Origin of the sequence: Blautia sp. RTP21359st1_E11_RTP21359_211015 (assembly GCF_040910705.1) — a bacterium.
In the GTDB taxonomy this organism is placed as follows: domain Bacteria; phylum Bacillota; class Clostridia; order Lachnospirales; family Lachnospiraceae; genus Blautia_A; species Blautia_A fusiformis.
Genome location: NZ_JBDGAB010000019.1, coordinates 25,650 through 48,582 on the forward strand (window position 1 = coordinate 25,650; position 22,933 = coordinate 48,582).

Consider the following 22,933-nt stretch of genomic DNA (forward strand, 5'->3'; position numbering starts at 1 on the left):
ACTCCTTTCTATCGTGCAGCCGCCCGAAGGTCTGCATACAGATGCATCATCTGCAGCATGTGTTCCGGATGTACGTTGATGATGTTTTCCGCTTTTTTATATGCATCTGCTTCTGACTTGTCAGAAATTCCATCCTGGAATTCCTGATAAAACGAAAAAGCATCTGTCATGAAAGAGCCCTTGCCATTTGCTGCCCTGCAGAGTGCTTCATAAACAGCACTGCCCATCTTCTCCGCAAATTTTCCGCTGAATTTTGTATTAAAATCACTCAATGCTTTCATGCCGCTTGTCTTAAATGACTCTATATCATCAGCAAACGTCTCAAACATCTTCCACGCAGCCTGAAAAACCGTTCCAGCATTTTTATACTCTTTCTGACGGTCAGACGGATTCAATCTTGCCTCTCTCTCCGCTTCAGCGACAACAGCCAGGACAACCGTTTTATAAAATTCAGATGGATATTCAGCATGAATCCTGTTTGCCTCATCCATGCATGCTTTCCATCCGTCATCGGTATCATTCTTTCTGACTGTATTAAACATCTTCCAGACCTCGCCGAAAACCTTATGTGCTTCTTTTTTATCAATTGTTCCCATATATTTTTCCACCTTTCTTTGTAAAGATAATTTCATTTTTAATATGCCAAAACCTTTTTATGTCAAAAAATCCGCCCGTTTTGCATATTAAACATAAAGAGAAAAAACCAGAAAGAAGGTGACACATGATGCCAGAAAATAAAGATGAACTGCTCAAAAAACAAAATGAAGAGATACAAAAACTAAAAAAAGAACTAAAACAAGCATCAAAACCGTCATCCATGTTCTCAGTTTTGAAAAACACGGTAAAGCGAAACGTACACGACTTTTTTATCCGTGAAGACAGAATGAAGAACATGGATTCAAAAATAAAAAACCTGGAAAAAGAACTGGCTAAGAAAGAGGAAGAACTGAACAAAACGTCAGCCGAACTATTTGCTGCTGTCAACCTCGGCGAGTCAGACACTACGAGAGACCGCAGCGATGAAAATAGCGGTGACAATCCAGAAAGTGAGCCAGACTCCCCAATACAGGACGGACCAGTCTTCCCGCAGACTGCAGAGGATGCAGTCAAAGAGTATTTTGGCCCGATTGACCTAGCGCAGCTGGCTAGATACTATTACCCGGAGGCATCAAAGCCTAAAACGTCAGAAGGCTTAGAGAGCCCGGACGAAGAACCAAACGCGGAGAAAGAAGAACCATCTTCTCAAATCAGCACGGAGCCTGAAAATATGGGCAATTCAGTCCCAGCCGATGCAAAATCAAAAAGCCAGGAGCAGGCACCGCTTGTATTAAATAATAAAGAAGAAGCCGAAAAGGAACTTCCAAAAACAGAGCCCAGACCCGAACCCGTTTTAAAAGAAATAAAGAAACCAGAAAAAATCGAAAAAAAAGAAAAAGATAATCAGGTTTCCGAAAGAAAAACCGCAGCCACAACGACTGTACTTAGTCAAACAAAAGCCGTTGTCGACGCGGAGGATGCGCCTAAAGAAAAGACTCATGAACCTCAGACTTCAACGAAGAACGCTGGTCTGAATTCCCGTTCGAAGTCAGGCAACGAGTCCAGCTTCGCTGGCGAGCTATCGATGAAATCTGGTAACGAGACCGGCAAAGCCGGTGAGTTATCAATATCCGTCAAAAAAGCTGAAAAAAACGACGCAACTTCACCCGGTCGGGCAAAAACAGATACCCCGAAAATCAATAAGAAAAACACATCTACACAAAATAAAGAGGAAAAGGGCTCAAAGCCGACACAACAGGAAAAACAGCCTGAGGTAAAACAGTCAGAAACAGACGAACAGGTCAAGGGTTCCTCCGCTGTTACTACCACCGCCACTGTCGTTGACAAAAACGGAAAGAAAAAATCCAGAAAGGACCGAAGAAAGCAGAAAAAGAATACACAAAATCCAGAAGCACAATCTGCTGCAAAAACGGAAAACAATAATACAGTTGCAAATCCAGGACAGGAGAAACCGCTCTCAGAGCCGGATTTTACAGAATCTGCAGAACCGGATATTGACCTGCCTGATGATTTTGGAATTGTCATGGAGCCCGAAGAGCCGTTGCCTTCCGATTTGCCGGATATCAATAGCGGCAGCGGAAATATTTTTGATGATTTATTTAACAGTGACAGTGATAATTGGGATGATTCGAATATTTAACGAAGAACGTTGAATGTGCTCACGGCACCTCAATATCGATGTTCAAAAAAAGAAGCGGAATTCATTTTTGCTTCTTTTTTTTGTGTTGTTTTTGTACACTTATTCTGCATATTGATATAAACCCTGCCCGTGTTCTACACCCCGACTTCGTCGTCGTTTGTCATCCTTTGCGGGCTTTATACACACGAGCGTAGCTCGCGGTATCATGGTAGCGATATCCATCAGGTCTTTCTGACATAGTTTTGGCGTTGTTATACAAATCTTTATATATGGATTCTTGAATATTGTCAGCGTCTTGGACCGAATAGTACTGTTGTTTGATGCATCGCTATTACTTTTTGCTTCTTCATTTTTATCACCTTCCCTCACCTTACCGTCTTTTCTTATTTCTTTTTCTTACGGCTATCGCTGCCACAACCATGCCAATCAGACCAATTTCAACATACATGAGTTCATTTGTTTCAACACCAGTTTTTACCGTTGGTGCGTCAGAGCTACTACCTTTCTGCGTTGCTAAACCTCCATTTGATGATGAACCACCGCTTGGATTCCCATTTCCTTTTTGTTCTGTCTCTTTTGTGATTTTGTTTATAAATTCACATTCCGCTGACTTCTCGCTGCTTCCGTTTGTAAAAACAACCGTATCTGCGTTTAACTTCCCATCTTCACCTTCCGTGACAAAAACCTCTGCATAATATATATTACTGTCATATTCTGTATTCTTTTCTGTTCCTTTTTCCTGATAGATTTTATATTTATAATCTCCAGGGAGGTTGATGGATATGGTAAAGTCTTTGCTCTCTCCATTTTTTAGTTCTAATCTTTCCGGAGAAGCCTTAAACCCGCTATCTCCTTGAATCGATACGGCAAAACTTTCCGTGCTACCTTCTGCAGTGCATGATACCGGTACGATTGCATCAACTGGCTCTGCTGCATAGACCGGAGTCGTCATCACACACATAGACGCAAAAATCAACGGCAAGATATATTTTCTCATCCTTTTATCTCCTCCTTTAAAAAAGGCGCCCTGGTCTTTCACAGGACGCCTTGCCTTTTGGCTTCTTATTTTCTTTTTTCTGGCACCATAGCGCCAAAAATCAATGTTCTTTCAACTGTATCAGGGTATTTACATGTAGATAATCCAAGAAGTTTTTCATTTTCTTTTGGCAGGTTGCTATCGTCCAGAAATAGCGCATGCTGCTTGATGTAGTCCAAAGTTTCATCATCATTTTCTGTTGGGGCAAATATTGCAGGTTCCGTTGCCTCACATTCGAGCACTGCGAAAAAACGAAGTTTATATTTTTTCTCACCAACCGTGAGGGTTCCGCTGCTGTGTGAATCAAGATAGCCTTCTTTAAGATAATCATCAAGTGCTCCGAACATCATACCCTGTTCCATATGGTGTCCATACACCAACGAATAATAATCATCAAAATCCGGGTTATTTCTACTGTCAAGGAAGATACTTCCTGATAAAGAGTAATCACCGAATGGGTCTTTGTTTAGATATTCATTGTTATCTTTACCCTGCATGACCGGATAATCAATATTTGTGTTATCAACGGTCAGCCAGGCCACCATATTTTCTTTTATTTTTTTATTTGTTGCGTCATCGGTCTCATATCCCGGCTTATACTTCAAGATACTGTCGTCTGTCGCCTGCTGATATACCATATAACTGTCGTAAAGTCCATAAGACCCGAGCAGGAACAAGACCAGGCAAACAAGAAAAACAGTCTTATCAATCATATTGTCAATAAACCGGATTATCTTTCTTACCATCAGAAGCCTCTCCTTCTTATAAGGAATAAGAGTTTTCCGTATATCTTGGATTCCTTAATGCTGCCAATTTGGCGGCTGTCATCCGTATCAGAACGGAAATCGTTCATAACAAAGAACTCATTCTTTCCAACTTCAGTCGGATACTTTACTCCATCAGCACCAAATGTCTGATAAGTGATTTCTTCTGCCGGCTGATAGCCATCAACCGTATATCCGCCATCTTTTGGGAAATTAACCTCCTGACCTCCGACTGCAACAATCCTTCCAATCTTGGTTTTGCCGTTTTTGTTTTTATACGCCACGACATCACCAGTTGTATACTCATCAAGTTTATAGACGATGCATAAATCCCCATCTTTTACAAAAGGAAACATATTATTTCCTGTCATCCGATAAAATCCAAGAACATATGTAAGGACTAAAAAAATAATCACGCCAAGAACTGCTATTTTTATAAGAAGTTTTATTAACGGATGTAACCGCTTCTTCTTCTTTTTTTTAGCTTCGCTTTTTTCGTTTTCCGGGGTTACTTTTTCGTCTTTTTTGGGTTCTTTTTTTGGAATTTTTGACACCGCCTTTCTTAAAACATTCTTAGATTGCCTGCCGACAGTTTCCCGCGGGCAGATGCGTTGGCTGTAGAGGCGAGACGAAGGCTCGCCGGAGCCGTAAAGTTAAAATTAATCAGAAAAGATTATTCCTCTTCTTTCTTATTCTTTTTCATTACCAGCGTCTGACGGAAAATCCGTCAGCGCCCGACGCTTCTTTGGAAGCGCCGTAGTCACAATACCGGCACCACCAAGGAGTGTAACGACTGCGAACGGAGCGACAGCCAAGTCACCGCGAGCAAAACTCGCGTGTGACTGAGCCGGTTGCACCGAGTGGTGCCGCTGAAAAACTCAATCAGAACGGATTACTCATCCTCTTTCTTGTTTTTCTTCATTACCATAGTTACAACGCCGGCACCACCAAGAATAGTTACGACTGCGAACGGAGCGACAGCCATAATAACACCAGTTGGGATAACACCATCACGTGTATTCAGGTAACCAGTTGTAAGGTCTTTGGAAGCAATTGTTCCGTTAACTTCTGCGGAGATTGTATCTGCTTTAACATCTACAACCGGAGCGGCTGCTGTATTTGCTGTGGATTTGTAATCTTCTGTATTCTCTGTTACAGCGTATGTTGTATCTTTTGCAAGACCCTGGACTGTAATCTGCTGGCCATGCTGCAGATAGAATTTCTGTGTTGCTTTACCAGCACCGTCTGTTGTGATAGATGTAACGTTAGCCTGTCCAGCATTTGCATCAATTGTAGCAGCATTTGCTTTAGATGTAGCATCTGCATCATCAATAACAACATCGTATTTTGTATTCGGCTGAGCCTTGTCAATATTCAGAGTAAACTCGAAGTACTTATCACGGGAAGCCTGGTTACCAGTAACCTGTTTTCTCAGTGTCAGGTCAGATGTATCATAGCTGTTTGTGAAGCCCTGGGATTTTGTTGCTACATAAGCACCTGCGGAACCGAAATCTGCACCTGCTGCAACATCTGGCTCGTCGTTCTCATTAGAATGAAGGACATATCCTGCGATTGTCAGTTTCTTTGTAAGTGCGCCATCTGTATCTGTAGAAGCATCGTTTACATACACATCAAGGACTCTTGTAAGGTCAGCGTCATTTGTGATAGCCTGGTTTGTACCGGACTCTGTGATAACATAACGGTAAACACCTGGTTCTGTAAACTGTACTTTAGAAAAGTCAAGTGTAGCAGTTTTCAGTGCATATTTCTTTCCAGCTGCAAGGTCTTTTACATAATTATCTTTTGTTGTGTCGTGTGTATCGGAGCCATCGCCCTGCTTGAACACGATTTTATTTGCTTCTGCGCCTTCACCAACACCTGCCATTGTGATTTTGTCTGCATCAACACCAGCGAGAACCTGGAATTTCTTTCCAGCAACATCGTAAGCTTTTGCATTACCTGCTGTTACTGCATAAGAGAATGTAGCATTCGGCACGTTTGCCTGACTGTCCATAAGCAGGAATTTATCGAATGTAGTTGTCTTTGTTCCTTCAATTGTTGTACCATAGTTTGTACCTGCTGCAGCGAAAACCGGAGTTCCCATGCCTGCGAATGCGGTAGCAGCCATAAGTGCTGTCATACCTACCTTTGGTAAAATGTGTCTAATCTTTCTATTCTTATTCATATGTTTTTCTCTCCTTTTTCTTTATTATATTTTTGGGGCCTTTGACCTTTCCATATGAAATTACATGCCACCAGCTGGACAGCTTTCGCTCTGGCGACTGACGACTGATTTGGTTTTATTTTTTTTGCCGTCTTTTTTTGCGGAGTGCTTTTCTCCTTTTAGGTTTTGATAACTCGCCAGCAAAGCCGGACTCGTAACCTGACTTCGAACGGGGATGCAGACCCGCGTGCGAAGTTAAAACCGGAGCCTTTGACCCGCGGACGACTTTTGGTCGGCCGGGGATTCCCCGTTCTCCGTTGAGCATTTTCTTGTTTGCTTTTAGCTCCTTTTTTTTGCTCTACATGTGAACTACCCGCATCTAAAGAAACAGGCTTCCGAAGAAGACAGTCTAAAGACACAGGCTTTGAGCCCGCATGCTCTCTCCTTTCCTGCCTATTCGGGTGGCATATTATGTCACGTCTGTAAGCGTGACTCCGTAGCTCGGCAGGTTCATCTCGGCAATTAAATATCCGAGAATTCCCACTTATTTCTTAAATGCCTCTTACGTTCTGTTTGTATGCTCTACAATTAATATGCAAAATAATTCCAAGAGTGTGACGTTTTTTTGAAAAATTTTTTATTTTCTTTTGCGAAGCGATGGAGCGTACTTAGGCGCTTGGCAACACAAAAAAAAGACGCAGCCATTACATAGCCACGTCTTCATATTTTTCTTATCTCCTCTTCCTTGCACCATACACCACACCGCAAACTGCAATGCATACAATAAGTAGCATCACAATCGTATTGGTCATGGATGACGTTGGGATTCCAACATTTTTCGTATTTACAAAAGAAACATTCACATCTGCCTTAACCACACCTGAAGCATTTTCGCTGCTGACGGTATATCCGTCATTTTCGGCACCACTTTCTGTTACCTCATAGCCAATACCCGCCGGAAGGTCTTTAAATGTGATTTCTTCTCCGTGTGCAAGTTTGAACTCTGCCTCGCTATTTGTTAAATCTATTTTTCCGTTTTCTTTTCCTTTTTTGTATTCTACCGCTGCCGGAAGGTCAATTCCATCTCCTGCCGTAAGTTTCAGGACAAAATCAAATTCTTTCGTTTTGTCTCCCTGGTTTCCTTTGACTGTTTTAGTAACAGAGATGCTGTACATTTCTTTATGCGTATTTACCACATTGACTTCTGCAGTTCCCTCAGGGATTACTCCGGAATATTTACCTTCATCTGATGCGGTATAGTACTTATATGGGTTCTCTGCGATTTCATATGAAGCACCGATTGGAAGACCTGAGATTACGATTGATTCGTTATGTTTTAATTCAAACGAAGCCTTTCCGTTTTCGTCAAATACGATTGTTCCGGTCTTTGTTCCGGCTTTGCTGTCAAGATTGTAAACACCTGTCACCGGCTGGCCATCTTTCTGGAGGGTGATGTTAAATTTAAATGCCTTGCCTGCCTCAGCCTTATCACCTTCAACTGTTTTTGTGACCTTAATCGCCCCGGTTGACACTGCAGTATTTGTAACAGTGAAAAGTTTTATGCTTTCGCCGTTTTCTTCAGCAGTATTTTCTGCAACTTTTGAAATATAGCCATCAACTTTTTCTTCCTGAACAGAATACGTATATTTTGTCTTTCCGTCTTCTTGGTATACATCAAGATTATCAAACTCCGCATGCCATCCATTATCTCCATTTAAAGTAATATTCTTCATTACATTTTCATTCTGCATCAGATATACCGTAATACTATCTGGGCGTCTTCCTGCAGAATTATCGTTATCATCCCATATCTTTTTTACAGCTATTTTTGTTGTTTCTGCTTCCGGTTCTGACTCTTCTTTTCCAGTATTGGTAAATGTCACTGTAGCATTTTCATCCGCATCAACCGTTTCTTTTCCAGTTGATAAAGGCTGATTAGCCTGAGCGTTGTCCTGTTTCTGCTGCACCACATTTACGGCATCTGAGATTTCATATGATGCATAATAGTCACTTGCGTCTTCTGTTATTTGATAAACGCAATTTACAGGCAGGTTTTCAAAGACCATTTCTTCCTTATCGGAAAGGTCAAATGTTATATCTGCAGTTCCATCTTCACCTGCTTTGAAGCTTTTTTCTTCTTCACCCTTCTTATATTTATATTCCGTTCCGCTATTTAGGTTTTCGAAAGATGCAAAAAACCTAAACGAATCCTGCCTGTTGCTTTTTTTGACCTGTTTTTTTATAACTAAATTTTGTGTTTTTTGTGCTGGTTCTGCAATTTTAATGTTTGTTGCATAAACTAAATAGGTATTATTTGCATAAAAATCATTCTCTCCCTGCGAATCGATGTCTCCGGAATATACACAGCTATATTTATCAGAAACGCTTTCTTCCGATATCTTAAACCTGACCAATGATTTTCCATCTTTATCATTCTTTGTGGGAACACCACTAATGTACACAGATTGGTCTTTCGACATGTAAAACGACCCTTTGCCATCTGTTAAAGTAACATCACCATAAACCTTTGTTCCGCTCAGTGCCTTTTTTATTTCCTCATCTTCAGTTATAAATTCAATATTAAATTTAAACACTTCATCCGTATCAATACTGTTTCCATATTTATCTTCTACTTTTTTTGTCAGCCTTATATTTCCTGTGTCTAATGGAGTTTCTTCTGTAGACGTGTTTGTTGCCCTCAAGCCTTCCGTGTTTGTATTTCCTTTTATTGTAGCATAGTATCCGTAGCCTTTTTTACCGGTTTTTTCTGAATGAAAACCAACTGTTATAGTGTCATTATCAAATGATGTATCAAAAATACTTCCTTTGCCAGACAGTTTTTTTCCTTTTTCACAATCCTTTACAGCCGTATATTCCGGATGATTGCCATGCCATAACACTAAAAAATCGCCATCTGCCAGGTCATATTTTCCTGACGCCATAACATACGACGCGCCAGGAACAGTATACACTTTCGTCTCATCTACGCCACCTTCATAGACTCCATCCTGTACTCCATCTTTGTCAATATTTGATGTATGCGCATACTGGCTACTGATAGCCGGATTCTCCTTCGTTCCATAACCATTTTCAACCTCATATCCGTCTGGAATATCAGTTTCCCATCCATAGTACATCGCCGAGTCATCAGCAACATTGAAGATATACTTCCATTCATCTCCGTCTTTTACAAGTGTCACATCTGTGTTTCCGTCTCCGTCTTTGTCCATGGTCCAAGTTGTATCACTAACCTTTTCCCACGTTCCTCCAACTGTGGAATATACCGCATTATCTGCTGCATAAACACGGCTAACAGACATTATAAATAGAATGATTCCAAATAATAGCATCGGTAAATAAAAAATTTGTTGTTTTTTAAATTTTGCCAGGGAATTTTTCCCTGGCTGTATATTACTTTTCTTTTTTATCATTTTTTCACCTTCCATCATTTTTTGGATTTTCCAAAATTAATTTTGTCTAATCCGTCAATCGTAAAGGTACCATCCTTTTTTATCACTACTTTATATGGTTTTCCATCAAGGTAATGTCCGGATGGTGCTTTTGTTTCCCTTAATGTATAAGTTCCTGGCTCAAGATTGCTAAATACAACCAGTCCACCATCTTCTGCTTTTCCAGATGTTGCTGTTTGATTTACGCTAGTGCCATAATCTGAGATTCCAGTAAGGCTAAACTCTGCTCCTTCAAGATAAATGTTGTCACCATATGTGCTACTTTTTAAGAATCTAATAGTATGATACGGTTCATTTTCAATCTGATAATACCCATTACCATTCACACTCAGTTCTTTGTCTCCATCATAAATCGTTGCTTTGCCTGCTTCATCAACCTTTACCGTAAATGTCTTTTTGCTTTTTATGTAACCATCTGGAGCTTCAACTTCCTTTAATTCGTATGTACCAAGCTCAATGTTTTTAAATGAAACTCGTCCAATCTTATTTGACTTTACATAAAGCGTATATTCACTGTCATACTCAGAAGTCCCCGATAATTTAAAAACCACTCCTTCAACGGCCCCACCCGTTACATTATTGATTTTTTGAAAAGTTACATCAGCATGGTATCTTGGCTCATCCTGAAGAATGTACAAACCTTCATCATTCACATTCAATCCATTGATTTCAACTTCGCCTTTCCCGTTCACTGTAATCACATAGGCTTCTTTATTTAATTGCCAATCATCAGAACATTTTATTTCACTTATCTCGTATTTGCCCTTTTCAATGTTAGAAAACATCATTTGACCATTCTTGTCAGAAACTCTCTCTTCGTTGTAAACTGTTCCATAATCTGACGTACCAGTTAATTTATACGTTATTCCTTTGATTCCAACTGTTGTTTCTGTTGCGTCTACTTTTTTAAATCCTATGTCACTGGATATGCGGTAGTGAGCCTGCGTGTAATCCTGATGGTAAAACTGAGGAATTTCTGTAATTTCATTTCCAATTTCCTTTATTGCAGTTCTTTGCACGAAAATATTGTTATAAGCAATTGGGTCCTGTTTATTACTTTTATCTTCCGATGGGGCCTGCATATAAATAATGGCCGATATTGATTCTTTTTCGTCTAACATAAATTCTGAGCCATCTTCATTTCTTGTCGCATCAATAGCAATCGCAGTTGCTTTTTCTAATCCGTATTCTTTAGAAAATTTTTCGTATTCTAACCATATCGAATTTCCGTTACTATCCTTTTCTTTTAAATCGTTATGGTCCTGAGGATTTAACCCACTCACTTTTGAAAGATAAATCACAGGTGCAGCGCCTTTGTAAGCCATCTGTGACACATCAACTCCCCTCAGTGTACCTTTCCAGTCTGATGATATCGTCGGAGCATTTTGTCCTTGGTTTTGATAAAAATTTTCCAGCGAATCAAAAAACACAATATCTTTTGCTTTCGTTATAGAATCATTTGTGAGCCTTATTTTATAACTATATTTTTCGTTTTTATGTATCACTTCATCATAAGAATACTTTCTAGATACAGAGTTTTTAATCTGTTTTTTTAGGCCAGTAACAGCAGCAACCGGAAAATTAACTTCATACCTGGCTTCTGCATAAGCGAATTTCTTTGCATTTGTATCAGGGTCAATGTCTTTCAAGATATCCTTATCTGTTATATTTCCTCCATTGTCCGGAAGACCTTCTCCTATCTTATCGTTGCCTGATTCATATACGATTGAATTTAGCAGGCTCCTTCCATAATCATTGATAGAGTTATAGTCGTGAGAAGTATTGTATTGTATTGTATATTCATTCTTTGTCGGAATAAATATATCAACTGTCAAGAGAGTTCTTCCGGTGTTTTTGTAATTTTCTTTTAGACTGTATTGGTATTCACCATTTGTCATAGCAATCCCTGATTCTGAAACCACTAAGGATTCTGTGTCAAAATCACATCCCAATGGGAGTAAATCATAAAATTTACCATTATTTTGGTAAATATAGCGAATTCCATTGTCATCTATATATTTCTCTTTGAAATGTGCGTTCCAAGTAACTTCAAACCTCGCCTCTTTTTTTATATTTTGAGTTTTTATAACATCTTTTTTTATCTCTGATTCTCTTGTTACTTTTTGCACATAGTCTGTTCCCCTTGTTGTTCTGTCCAAAATCGTTTTTTTGTTTTGTGAAACTGCAAAATTAATTTCGTTTGAAACCGCAATTTTTTCTGGATTATTCTTTAATATCTCCTGTATATGCTCCGTCCTGAATAAAGATATTTCGGGGTAAATATTTAGTTCCGTGTAGTAATATGACTGTGAACATTTATATTGTAAGGCTTTAACTCCTGCATTGAATTGCAGTATCCTTTTGTTCGCTTTTTTTACATACGCAATATTAATATTTTCATATTTCTTGCTGTTTAAGTTATATACCGCAGCCTCCTTCCAACCTCCCGTTGAAGTTCTTATCATAACAGTAATATTATTTTCTTCCGTAAATCCAGTTGTTTTTTTACGTGATTTGAATGTATACGTGGTTTCATCAAAATCTGCTTCTTTCACTACAGGATTTAGTTCAGCCTGTGCAATGTCATAATCATCATCATTTAATTTGGTTCCTTCTATATAGATACCATCATCTATAAGATTATAATCAACATTTTTCTTCCAATACAACCCGTTTAAGGCATCTTCCACTGTGCCTGTAGCTCCATCTGCCAGAGAGAATGTATACGGCGAGCCATCACCAATGGCATGATACTTCAGATATGATAAAGTATCATTTTCACCCGATTCAAATTCGCCAAGTGTGTAATTTGAAATATCCTCTGAACTTTCAACTCTGTTGTATTCACCATATATTCCATATTTTTCTGCCCAAAACTCTCCTTTTTTTCCTATGTATACAGGTGCTTCATAGTACCAATCATAAGAAGATAATGCGTTAGTATCTTCATCCACATGGTCAGATGGACTTACTACCGCTTCGATATCATTATGTATGTCATACCTTTTATTTGATTTGGTTACTTCATCAGCCTTCTTTTTGCTGTATCTTGTTAAAACATAATCATATCGGTCTCCATAACTTAGGATATTATCTGTATGATTCTTCTTGCTGAATCCAGATTCTCCTGAAAACCTATATCCTACAACCTCACTCCCCATATCTGCAATTGTGTCATTTAAATAAAAATCATACGATGATGTATTCTTGTTTATATATGACCTTATTGGCCACACCAGATAATAATACTCTTTAGAATCAGATGGTTCTTCCCCCCAAGTGCTATCCCAGGTTTTATATAATTTAGGCTTTTTCTTCTGTGTATAAGCAATAGTTGCATGAGTATCTATATATACTTCGTTTGCTTCCGACTCAGCCGTTACCGTTGACGCTGCATTTGTTGCATAAACTTTAGCCTTTACCTTTGTAGAACTACCCATGTCTATATAACTTACTGTATTTTTAGCTGTTTCGTAAGACACTTCAACATATCCGGCTTCTCCCGTTGGATATGGCTTATAATTATATATTGTAACTTTATTACTTTCCTCATCTACTTCATATACAAAGTCCGGGGCATCATCCCCCATATTATCTGTTCTTATTCTGTAAGGGCAATTAAAAGTATCAGCCCAATTTCCGTCTTTATCCTTCAATATATGTAAAGGCAATTCAATCTTGAATGCGCCAATATCCGTAGAAAAAACTCCAGACATCGTATAATCTACACGATAAATGAACGCATGGCCGGAAACAGGGTCTGATGGGTTCCATACATTTTTTCCATCTATGCTATTCGCACCGCTTACAAACGAAACATGAAACTCATCAATACTTACCGGTGTTACAGCCTCATCTTTATCTTCCTTTATTTCCGTATCTGCTTTGGCTGTTGTTTTGCTTTCATCATCGTTTTTATTATCGTTTCCATTATCGCTCTTCTCATCGCTGTTCTCTTCGTTTTCCTCTTTACCTTGGCTTTTGTCAACATTTAAGTCCGGGGTCGTATTTTTGCTTTCACTTATATCATTTTCTTTATTCTCTTCTTCTGCTGCCATATCATTGTTAATTTCCTTATCAGAATCAGTGGGTTCAACCCCGTCTTGACTTTCGCTCGAGGAATGTTTTTCTACATTAACAAAACTAAATACACCTAGTCCACCAGAGGAAACAAACTCTATCTTTTGCTCTCCTTTTTCTGTACTACCAAATGTAAACGTTAGTTCTTCCATGCTGCCATCTTCTATTTGATGATATAAATGCGCTTCTTTTATTTTGCTGACATCATTTGCTAATACTGTTATTCGATAAGATTTGTTGTTCTCTTTCTCTGTATTATTTGCATCCATACGTTTTATATCAAAAGCCGATATTGTAGAAACGCTAGAATCAACTAATTGTTCGTTAATTTTGCTTGCTATTTTTTCCAATTCTTTTTCATTCATATCAGTGACAGATAATATATCGTCTTTTTCCATATCTGTTCCATCCTCGCATGAAATGAAAATTTTTATATTTGAATTATCAAACCCAGTCAAGCATCCAGACCAATCTAACTCCTTTGTTGTATTTTCATCGCTCGGATAAGCAATATCATTACTTTTCTGGTCTCCATCTGAAAAATCTTCAACAGAGAAGTCTCCTTGGTCTTCAGTGCTTTCATTACCAGGCTCCTCATTTTGCGCCTCCTGCTGTATCGTTGAATCCTCTTGCTTTTGCTCAGCCTCAAATTCATTGGATATTTCAGGTTCCTGCAATGCATCACTTATTTCCTGGCTTTCTTCATTTATCGAGCCACCAGAATCGTCCTCCGTCTGTGTTTGAATTTCATTTATATTATCTTCGCTGGCATATATAGAAACAGGCTGCGATATAGCCATGATTCCAGCCATCAGCATTGCTACAACTCTATTTCTCTTCACTTTTTTCACTCCCTTTTGATTATTTCGAATTTGTAAAAAATATCTGTATGATACCGCGAGCTACGCTCGCGTGTGCATCTGACGTGGACAGTGTGTCTGCTCTCCCTGTACACGTTCATAACTATCATTTCCGACGAACAGTTCAGACTGTTCGGGGCCGGACTGCTTGTAGCAAGCCTCCCCTGACGGCAAGCATGGCCGCGTTTTCCCAGTCCATCGATGATGGGCTAATAAAAAAAGCTCCCATTCTTCACTTTTGATAACTCGCGCTTCGCGCTCGTTACCAGCACGAAGTGCGGCAAGCGAAGCCGAAAGGCTGAGCGAAGCGCACGAACGGGGATTCAGACCCACGTGCGAAATTAAAACCAGAACATTTGACCCGCGAACGATTTTTTGTCGGCTGGGGATTTCCCGTTCTCCGTTAATATGCCAAAAAAAACATATTTTGGTACAGAAAAAAGCAGACAAAAAAATACTTGTCTGCTTTTTCTTTTTAAACTATTCTTGTATAAGTATCAGCTACACTATTTGGCATTGCCATGGCATCAAATTCTTCCCCGTTTGAATTTCTCCATGTTCCACTTAAACCATACGCTGTTCCGATGAATGAGAAATTTTCGCCAAGCGATAAAGACTTCAGGTTATTCAGATTCGAAAACATCCAGTTCATGTTTGTTACTTTAGAACTATTTATATTGGATATATCCAATCTAGTCAGTGAGTAGCACATATTAAACATGTTGCATAGATTTGTAACGTTGGGCGTTTCAAATGAGGATAAATCTAACGTTTTTATTCTTTGGCATCCATAGAACATCAGCTCCATGTTTATAGCCTTCTTTGTATCAAAAGATGATACATTTATCTCCGTCAATCCGCTACAACCATTGAACATGTATTGCATATATTTTGCATTTGATGTATTGAAGTTTGAAACATCCAAACTGGAAAGCCTAGAGCATCCACAGAACATATGATTTAATGTTGTTGCTTTAGATGTATCAAAATTGGAAACGTCTAATTTTGTTACTTTTCTACAATTATAGAACATTTGACCTAGGTCTGTTGCCTTTGAAGTGTTAAAACGTGAGACATCTAACTCGGAAACGTTCGAACAACCCGAGTACATACCGACAAATGTTGTAACGTTGCTTGTATCAAAATTAGAAACATCCAATGTAGTTAACGCAGTACAGTTAAAGAACATATATCCCATACCAATTACTTTAGATGTATTAAATCCAGAAACATCTAATGTAACTATTTTTTTGCATCCATTAAACATATCGTTCATATTTGTCATATTTGCAGTAACAAAATTAGATACATCCAGTTTGGTCAGGCTACTGCAATTTTTAAACATTGAATTCGCCAAAACCACATTAGAAGTATCAAAATTTGATATATTCAATACAGTCAAATTATTACATTCATTAAACATTCCGGACATACCGCTAACTTTAGATGTATCAAATGCTTTTAAATCTAGAGAAATCAGATTCTTGCACCCACTGAACATAAAACTCATTGTTGTAGTAGACGACGTGTCGATATTATTAAAACTTATAGCTGAAAGGCTCGTTTTATCAGCAAACATAATTCCAGAATCGCTGTTAAAATTGATATTTACGCCCTCAATTTGTGAAGATACTTTCATGGTAGTTTTTTCCTTCCATGCGACAACACCCTTATCTCCATCAGTATCCACATCGATTATGTTTGACTTGTCTACATTTTTCGGCATCTCCTCGTCAGTAAATATTATTTCCTTCACATCATCAGAAATTAACTTATTGAAATCAGGCCCTGGTTTTAATGTAAAAGTAATGGCTTTTGCATATAAATTTATGTCACCAGTCAATTCTATGTTGGGGACTCCATCCTTTGACATCTTGACTTCATTTTTACAGCTAGGTTCTGCGTACCAAAAAACATAAGTTGAACCTGGAATCTTATATTGACCGCTCACAATTTCCTTACTACTATTAAATACCATTTCATTTGTATCAGTACCATCAGCGAATTTTAATCCATTTCCGTAAAATGTTACGGTATATCCTTTTGTGTTTTTGGAAGGTTTTTTCGTACTTATTTCAATATCCGGAACCGGCCTGTCATTATTTGATTTATTGTCTTTCCACTTTTTTATAAATGTAATGGTTCCATCTTTTTTCGAATTTTTAAAATTATACACTAAGTCTTCATCTGTTTCCGATTCTCTATCACTAGTTGATATTTCGCTGGCTCTGCCGGTCTCGCTACCGGACCTCAAACTAAGGTTCTCGGGGACTTCTCCCTTCTTCTTTGACCCGTGGGCGATATCCTCGACCGTGGACTCCACATTCTCCATTGATTTATTGTTGTTTTTTGCATAAACGTAAGTGTCTGCCTGTAACAGGTAAATCACTAAAAACAAAAATAAAAACACTATGATACCGCGAGCTACGCTCGCGCGTACCAGACGATGCACGCGTCCATTTACCTTAAGACCGACAGACAACTGATTGTTCAGGGTCGGGCTGCCTTCAGCACCCCCTCCCTGACGGCAAGCCTGGTCACGGTTTTTCTGCCCGTCGATAATTATTTTTTGTGCTTTTTTTTTCTTCGTAAGAATCATCTCCTTTGTCATATATGATACATATATGACACATATTGCATACTTGCAATGCATTTCTCACCGTGAGAAATACATTGTGCATCTGCCGGGTTCGTTACCTGACTTCGAACGTGGATTTAGACCCGCGTGCGAAGTTAACGGAACATTTGACCCGCGGACGACTTTTGGTCGACCGTGGGTTTCCCATTCCTCGTTAATATCCTCGGGTCTTACTTCAGGCGCTCCGTTCCCTCTCCTGCATCAGATATCCGGTAATATATTCCATATTGCTGGACAGAATAAATTTTCTATCATCTGCATCTGGAATATTATATTTATCCTTGATTTCCTGCATTTCATCTGCTCTAACGAAGATGATGTCTGCATCCTGAGGGTTCTTTGTAAACTCTCCGTTTGACATTACGTTTGCTTCAACCAGCCTGTTCAAAGACATTGTCTTCGAGCTGGAAACGCGTCCAACCTGGTTAAGTATTCCATATAATCCCCTTGATGCTACATTCTCCTGTGCTTTTTCATTGAGCCACAGAATCTCGCGATTAGAGATATCAATGATGTACATAGACGCTTGTTTTGCTTCTATATCAAGGACAAACCGGTTTACGACTGTTGCCGGTTCATATTTTTTCCCCATGTCCTTATCCGTTCTTTTCATAACACCAAAACAGGTGTGCGGCTGTTCTGAAAATTTCTGGTTTGTATAGCTGTTGACCTGTGGCACAAGATAAACGATTCCGCGTTCTTTCAGCTTATCAATATCCACATCGATGAACTCAGCACGTCCTTCACCGTCAGCGGGTCCTCCATCCTGGACATCACCAGAGTAAACGAATCCATCTCCATGTTTTGAACCGTTCCAGCCACAGAATTCCACAACATTCATGTTTTTATCGCAGAACGCAACTGTCAGGTCAATGTCAACTCGGTTGCCATCATGGTAACCCTCGTTATCATCGCCTTCCATAAGGTTTGTCCAACTGGTGAAGAATCGCATTTTATTCCAATTCTCTGCAATCGGCATCTTGGAGCCGGAGGTCATGCCTCCCACCGCTCCTGAATTATCACGAATATCTGTCGGGATTTTTACGGTAGCGATTGCATCACTCATAAACACTTTACCCATCGGCTTTTTGCCGACAAATTTTTCCGACATTCCTTTCATCGCGATATTAACGGCCTCTTCAATCTGTTCTGCTGTAAAGCCTTTTCGGTTTTTATTAACGCTTCTTACCACTTTTCCGGTCTTTCCCTTAAAGAAGCGTTCTTCTTCGTCATGGTCTCGCATCTCAATATTACCGATTGCTCCGGTTACAGTTGCAATCCCGGCTTTTGCTGAAACTCTTTTCATTGCGTCAAGAACAACCTGCTCCTTACCCTGCTCAATACCCATACGATACAGCTTGTCAAAGCGACGCATGAACTCACCTGGCATTTTCGCAGATTCCTTTACTGCGAGTTCAACATTCCCGGCTTTAACGGCCTCTTCCAGTCTTCTCGCCGGACGGTCAATCTTCATTCCGCTCTGGATGATGATAATTGCCTGCTTTACATTATCGTATTTTGCAGCCTTCCATGCTGGGTCTGAGATATGAAGACGCTTAAACAGTCGGCTCCATTCTTCGTCATGTCCATGCATGAAGTTAGAAAGTTTTTCTCCACTTCCTCTGTCCATTTCCGCCAGGTTATCCATCACAAAACGCCTTCCTGTTCTTCCAAGCGCAAAATCAGGCATATCCTCTTTTGTATCTTTAAGCGCAATTGCTCCATATGGGTCACGTGCTGCACCAATTCTCTGCAGTGATTTAAACGCCGCATACCTCAGCAGGTCTGCCGGCTGTTTCATAAACTTAGCGGTATGCAGTGAATTTTCGGAAAGTTCCTCCACCATCATTGCACAGGCAACAGCATTCTCGCGGTTCTTTGTTGCAGCATTATCAATCAGGGCATTAATTTTTCCCGGATTCTCTTTTACATACTCCATGATAAACTCACGCTGTTCTTTTGAGTATGCGATTACTGATTTCACTGCCATTTCAAAAGTAGCGTCAAGGTCTTCTCGGCTTCCAGTCATAAGAACTCTTCTCATAGGCTGCCCGATGAATGGATAGGACTTCTTTTCTTTCATATATTCTTTTGGCTCCAGCTGCAGTCCGGATAAACCATAAATAACCTGGTCGATAAAGTATTCCGCATGACTTCTTTCCATACATCCTTCAGGAAAATCCGGATAAAACGGCTTCGGCTGTTTACCTGCTCCGATTACTTCTGACAGCATGGCAAAATTGTCTTCATAAAAATCCTTGATATCCTCAGCATCTGCTTTTGCAAGTGCGCGCAGCTGTTCTGTTGTAAGAGGAAATCCAATGGAAATGAAATTTGCAGCAACAGTTGCTGCGAGGCTCAGGTTATCATTATCTTTCTGCTCCGGAAGGATTACTTTACCCTGCATTTCATAATATTTTTTCATAATTGTTTTATTCATATTTTTTTCTCCTTTTTGTTTTAGATGTATGTTTTGAGCCGCAAAAAAAAGCAGCCAGGAACGGCTGCGTCACGGAAACACCAGAAATATCAGAAACATCTGAAATACTTAGGGATTTCAGGAAGATTGACTTTCTTTTCTGCGAGATGTTTTTTCTTCGTATATCGAAGGCCGAGCCGCAACGTCATTTTGTTCTTGACTTGGAATGCCAGACCGGCATTTCAAGTTTCTGTATATTTAATATGTTAAAAAAAATTACAATGGATTGTTTTTTACGTATTTTTTTTATTATTTTTTTCGAATTAGAAAGCCGCCTGCAGTACGCAGACGGCTGAAGTTTTTGTGTGTTAGGTTTTTCTCACCGTGAGAAAAAGTTCTTGTGGCAATGATACCGCGAGCTATGCTCGCGTGCGCAAAGCCTCGTAAAGGCTGACAAGCGACGACGAAGTCGGAGTGTAGTACCTCGTAGAGGCTGACAAGCGAAGCCGTAAGGCTGAGTGCAGAGCGCGGTCGGGATTTCCGGCTCCCCGTACACTTTAGCAACTGATTACTTACAGCAATCCACCCCCGACGGCAAGCATGGGCGTCGGTTTCTCCGTCCATCGATGATTTCTCACCGCAGTGTTTTTCTCACCGCAGCGCTTTTCTCACGGTGAGAAAAGTACTGCGCACTCCGTGTTGAGGAAAAACACCGCACACTCCGTGTTGAGAAAATACTTTCTCAGCATCCGAATTCTTCTCTCAGCATATCCAACTCTGCAAGCAGTTCCTCTTTTGTCTTTCTCCTTTTTTGGGACTCTCTTTTCTTTCCGCTGAACATCGTTATGCCTTTGTTTCTCTTTATCTTTTCGTGATTGACCGACGGGCAACCAGAGGTTGATAACTCCCCGGCTTTGCCGGAGTCGTTACCAGATTCCGTTTCACTCCAATGACCGCGGCTTCTTCGCGAGGCCGGAAAGCGCCTCGCAGGACTAACACTATCCCTCTATCCCCTGTTACGGGGATTACCTTTAAAAAATATACTATGCAACAATTTTTGCTGTTGCTGACACCTCCCCGTCTTTTCTATCGGGTACACGGCCTTAAACATTTTACACATACAAGGTCTTTTGTATACAACGGCATATGTTTTTAAGTTTTATTCTGGCAAATGCCAAGTACAAGATTGTTCTTATCTTGTTACATATATAGTATGCCGAAAAAATATAGTTTTTGACGAAAAAAAGAAAAAAATATTTTTTAATTCTTTACGCTTACATCCGACGGACAACTAAATATGTAAATCTAAGCGATGCATATTTAGATTGGCCGCGGTTTTACGCGCTATTCGATAATTTCTTCTTGCTTTTGCTTCCCACTGATGTCTATAGCGGTTCCCAGAGTTATCTTTCCATCCAGTAGAGTGGTATCCGTTAAATTCTTCATCCGGCCAGATACTTTTAAAAGATTTATCCTTTGCCTTCACAAATCTTCTATATTCTTCTTCAGCCTCCATGGCGTACGCAGCGCGAGCACGCTGAATATATCTTGCGTCATCTCGCCATGGGTAGCATTTGTGCTGGCTCCGGCCCTGTTTTTCTTTGTGTCTTCTTTCTGCTTGCATTTTATAATAATATTGCATGTCTGTTTTTATCTCAGACTGCCTAATATATTCAGCATTGACTTTATCGCGAAGATTTCTAACGTCATAGTTTGGCTGCCCTGATGTATCTAGCCAAAAAAGATAGTTATTGATTTTCCATTCATCATTGATAACTCGCCGTTCCGGCTCGTAACCAGACTTCGAACGGGGATTCTGACCCACGTGCGAAGTTAAAACCGGAATATTTGACCCGCGGACGACTTTTTGTTGGCCGGGGACTTCCCGTTCTCCGTTAATACTTTTGTAATGAAGACGTGAAATAGGATAGTGGTACATGGTATACATTATTTCATCGTACGTCGAATCGTAAAGGTCTTTTCTCATGAGACCATTTAACGCCTGGTTGTCCATATATTTATTATTATATCTGCCTGCTATAGGCTCCCCCTCAAAATTACATACTGGACGATTGTACCTTGCAAGAAAGCATACCAGCTCCCTTTCTGTGTCAAATATCTTTTCGTCCTTGACTATATACCTCTTTCCCTCAACATCGTATCCAAGCACTGTTGACAAATGAATTTTTGGAGGATTTATTTTATACATATTTTTTCTCCTTTCTTTTCTATTTAGATGCAAATAATATGCTGATTTTTTAGAAACAAAAAAACGAGCGACAAAAAAAATCGCCCGTATACATCTTGTTTTGACAAAATGTTTCACGTGAAACATTTTTAGACATTATTTTTTTCTCACGGTGAGAAAATATCACCTTCCAATCTCATCATGCGCAGGCATCGGCATTGAATGTGATAAAGGTTTTGAAAGGTTTTGACCTCCTCCTTTGTCCTTATCCTGTCCAAAATCAAATTGTTTTCTTGTGATGTCATCTGCTGTATTAATCAGTCTCTCTGCTTTATTTAAAATCTCGCCAGGCATTCTAAATGCTTTACTCGTATACCTTTTTGCCAGAAGAGCAAAGTGAATTCCTTTTTCAAGGTCCTGGCCGCCATACATGTTCCTGCCATTTGTTCCAACGATAGACTGTGCAGTCTGTCCCAGTTCATTCACTGACATAGCCATTCCAACAGCAGCGTCTCCGACTCGCGATATTGCTTCCGATGTCTGCCCGTGTACTTTTCTTCTTCCAAGAAAGCCTTTTTTAACGACATCCCAGCTCATCCCATTTTCCTTGAGCTCTTTTTTAGCCTCCTGCCTGAGCGCGTACCTGTATTTTGAGGCTTGTCGGTCTTTTTTTATTGCAGGCCCTATTGCTCCAATATTTTTTGCTAGTGTTGCGGCCCTTCTAAAAAAATTTCCGGGGCTGTTTCCTACACTTTCCATATGCATATAAGAGCGCCTGAACTCTTCTAAATCCATATATTTTTTCCTCCTTTCTTTTCTTTCTATTTTTACACGCCATATTTTCTCACGGTGAGAAAACATGCGATATGACTCCGCGAGTTGTGCTCGCGTGTACCCATCACATAGAGGCTGGGCACAGTACAACTTTTTGTCGCTGACAAACGAAGCCGTAAAGCTGAATGCAGGTCGCGGACGGGGATGCAAATCTGCATTCGAAGTTAAAGACGGAACATTTGACCTACGGACGACTTCTTCTTGTCTGCCGCATCCACTTTTTGTCAGTTTGTACCAATCTTAACTTTCTCACGGTGAGAAAATTACTATATGTATCTTTTTT

Annotated in this window: 12 protein-coding genes; 1 reads left to right on the forward strand and 11 read right to left on the reverse strand. The window is 39.8% G+C overall.

Annotated features, from left to right (window positions below; translation table 11 throughout):
• Positions 1-8 precede the first annotated feature (8 nt).
• Positions 9-596: a hypothetical protein gene (locus tag AB5026_RS08695; RefSeq protein WP_368213132.1), complete on the reverse strand. Its 588-nt coding sequence runs from the start codon at positions 594-596 to the stop codon at positions 9-11.
• 125 nt (positions 597-721) lie between these two features.
• On the opposite strand from AB5026_RS08695, the gene AB5026_RS08700 reads away from it, so the two are divergent.
• Positions 722-2,197: a hypothetical protein gene (locus AB5026_RS08700; protein WP_368213133.1), complete on the forward strand. Its 1,476-nt coding sequence runs from the start codon at positions 722-724 to the stop codon at positions 2,195-2,197.
• A gap of 370 nt (positions 2,198-2,567) precedes the next feature.
• On the opposite strand, the gene AB5026_RS08705 is transcribed toward AB5026_RS08700, so the two are convergent.
• From AB5026_RS08705 to AB5026_RS08750, 10 genes are all read right to left on the reverse strand, one after another.
• The gene (locus tag AB5026_RS08705) at positions 2,568-3,194 is read right to left on the reverse strand and encodes an FctA domain-containing protein (RefSeq protein WP_368213134.1); all 627 of its coding nucleotides are present in this window, start codon (positions 3,192-3,194) and stop codon (positions 2,568-2,570) included.
• 65 nt (positions 3,195-3,259) lie between these two features.
• A complete protein-coding gene (gene srtB, locus AB5026_RS08710) occupies positions 3,260-3,979 on the reverse strand; it encodes a class B sortase (protein WP_368213135.1) in 720 nt (239 codons plus the stop codon).
• Positions 3,979-4,551 carry a signal peptidase I gene (gene lepB / locus AB5026_RS08715; RefSeq protein ID WP_368213137.1) on the reverse strand — a complete coding sequence of 191 codons (573 nt, stop codon included), beginning with the start codon at positions 4,549-4,551 and terminating at the stop codon, positions 3,979-3,981. Before lepB ends, srtB begins: the two co-directional genes overlap by 1 nt.
• 338 nt (positions 4,552-4,889) lie before the next feature.
• Positions 4,890-6,182 (reverse strand): hypothetical protein, encoded by a 1,293-nt coding sequence (locus AB5026_RS08720; RefSeq protein ID WP_368213138.1) that lies wholly within the window; start codon positions 6,180-6,182, stop codon positions 4,890-4,892.
• A gap of 710 nt (positions 6,183-6,892) precedes the next feature.
• Positions 6,893-9,103 (reverse strand): DUF5979 domain-containing protein, encoded by a 2,211-nt coding sequence (locus tag AB5026_RS08725; protein WP_368213139.1) that lies wholly within the window; start codon positions 9,101-9,103, stop codon positions 6,893-6,895.
• Between the two features lie 503 nt (positions 9,104-9,606).
• Positions 9,607-14,553 carry a collagen binding domain-containing protein gene (locus AB5026_RS08730; RefSeq protein ID WP_368213140.1) on the reverse strand — a complete coding sequence of 1,649 codons (4,947 nt, stop codon included), beginning with the start codon at positions 14,551-14,553 and terminating at the stop codon, positions 9,607-9,609.
• Between the two features lie 493 nt (positions 14,554-15,046).
• The gene (locus AB5026_RS08735) at positions 15,047-17,182 is read right to left on the reverse strand and encodes a BspA family leucine-rich repeat surface protein (protein ID WP_368213141.1); all 2,136 of its coding nucleotides are present in this window, start codon (positions 17,180-17,182) and stop codon (positions 15,047-15,049) included.
• 202 nt (positions 17,183-17,384) lie between these two features.
• The gene (locus AB5026_RS08740; RefSeq protein ID WP_368213142.1) at positions 17,385-19,649 is read right to left on the reverse strand and encodes a hypothetical protein; all 2,265 of its coding nucleotides are present in this window, start codon (positions 19,647-19,649) and stop codon (positions 17,385-17,387) included.
• 1,270 nt (positions 19,650-20,919) lie between these two features.
• On the reverse strand, positions 20,920-21,837 hold the full coding sequence (locus AB5026_RS08745; RefSeq protein WP_368213144.1) for a hypothetical protein: 918 nt from the start codon (positions 21,835-21,837) through the stop codon (positions 20,920-20,922).
• Between the two features lie 162 nt (positions 21,838-21,999).
• Positions 22,000-22,611, reverse strand: coding sequence for a hypothetical protein (locus AB5026_RS08750; RefSeq protein WP_368213145.1), 612 nt, complete (start codon positions 22,609-22,611; stop codon positions 22,000-22,002).
• Positions 22,612-22,933 lie beyond the last annotated feature (322 nt).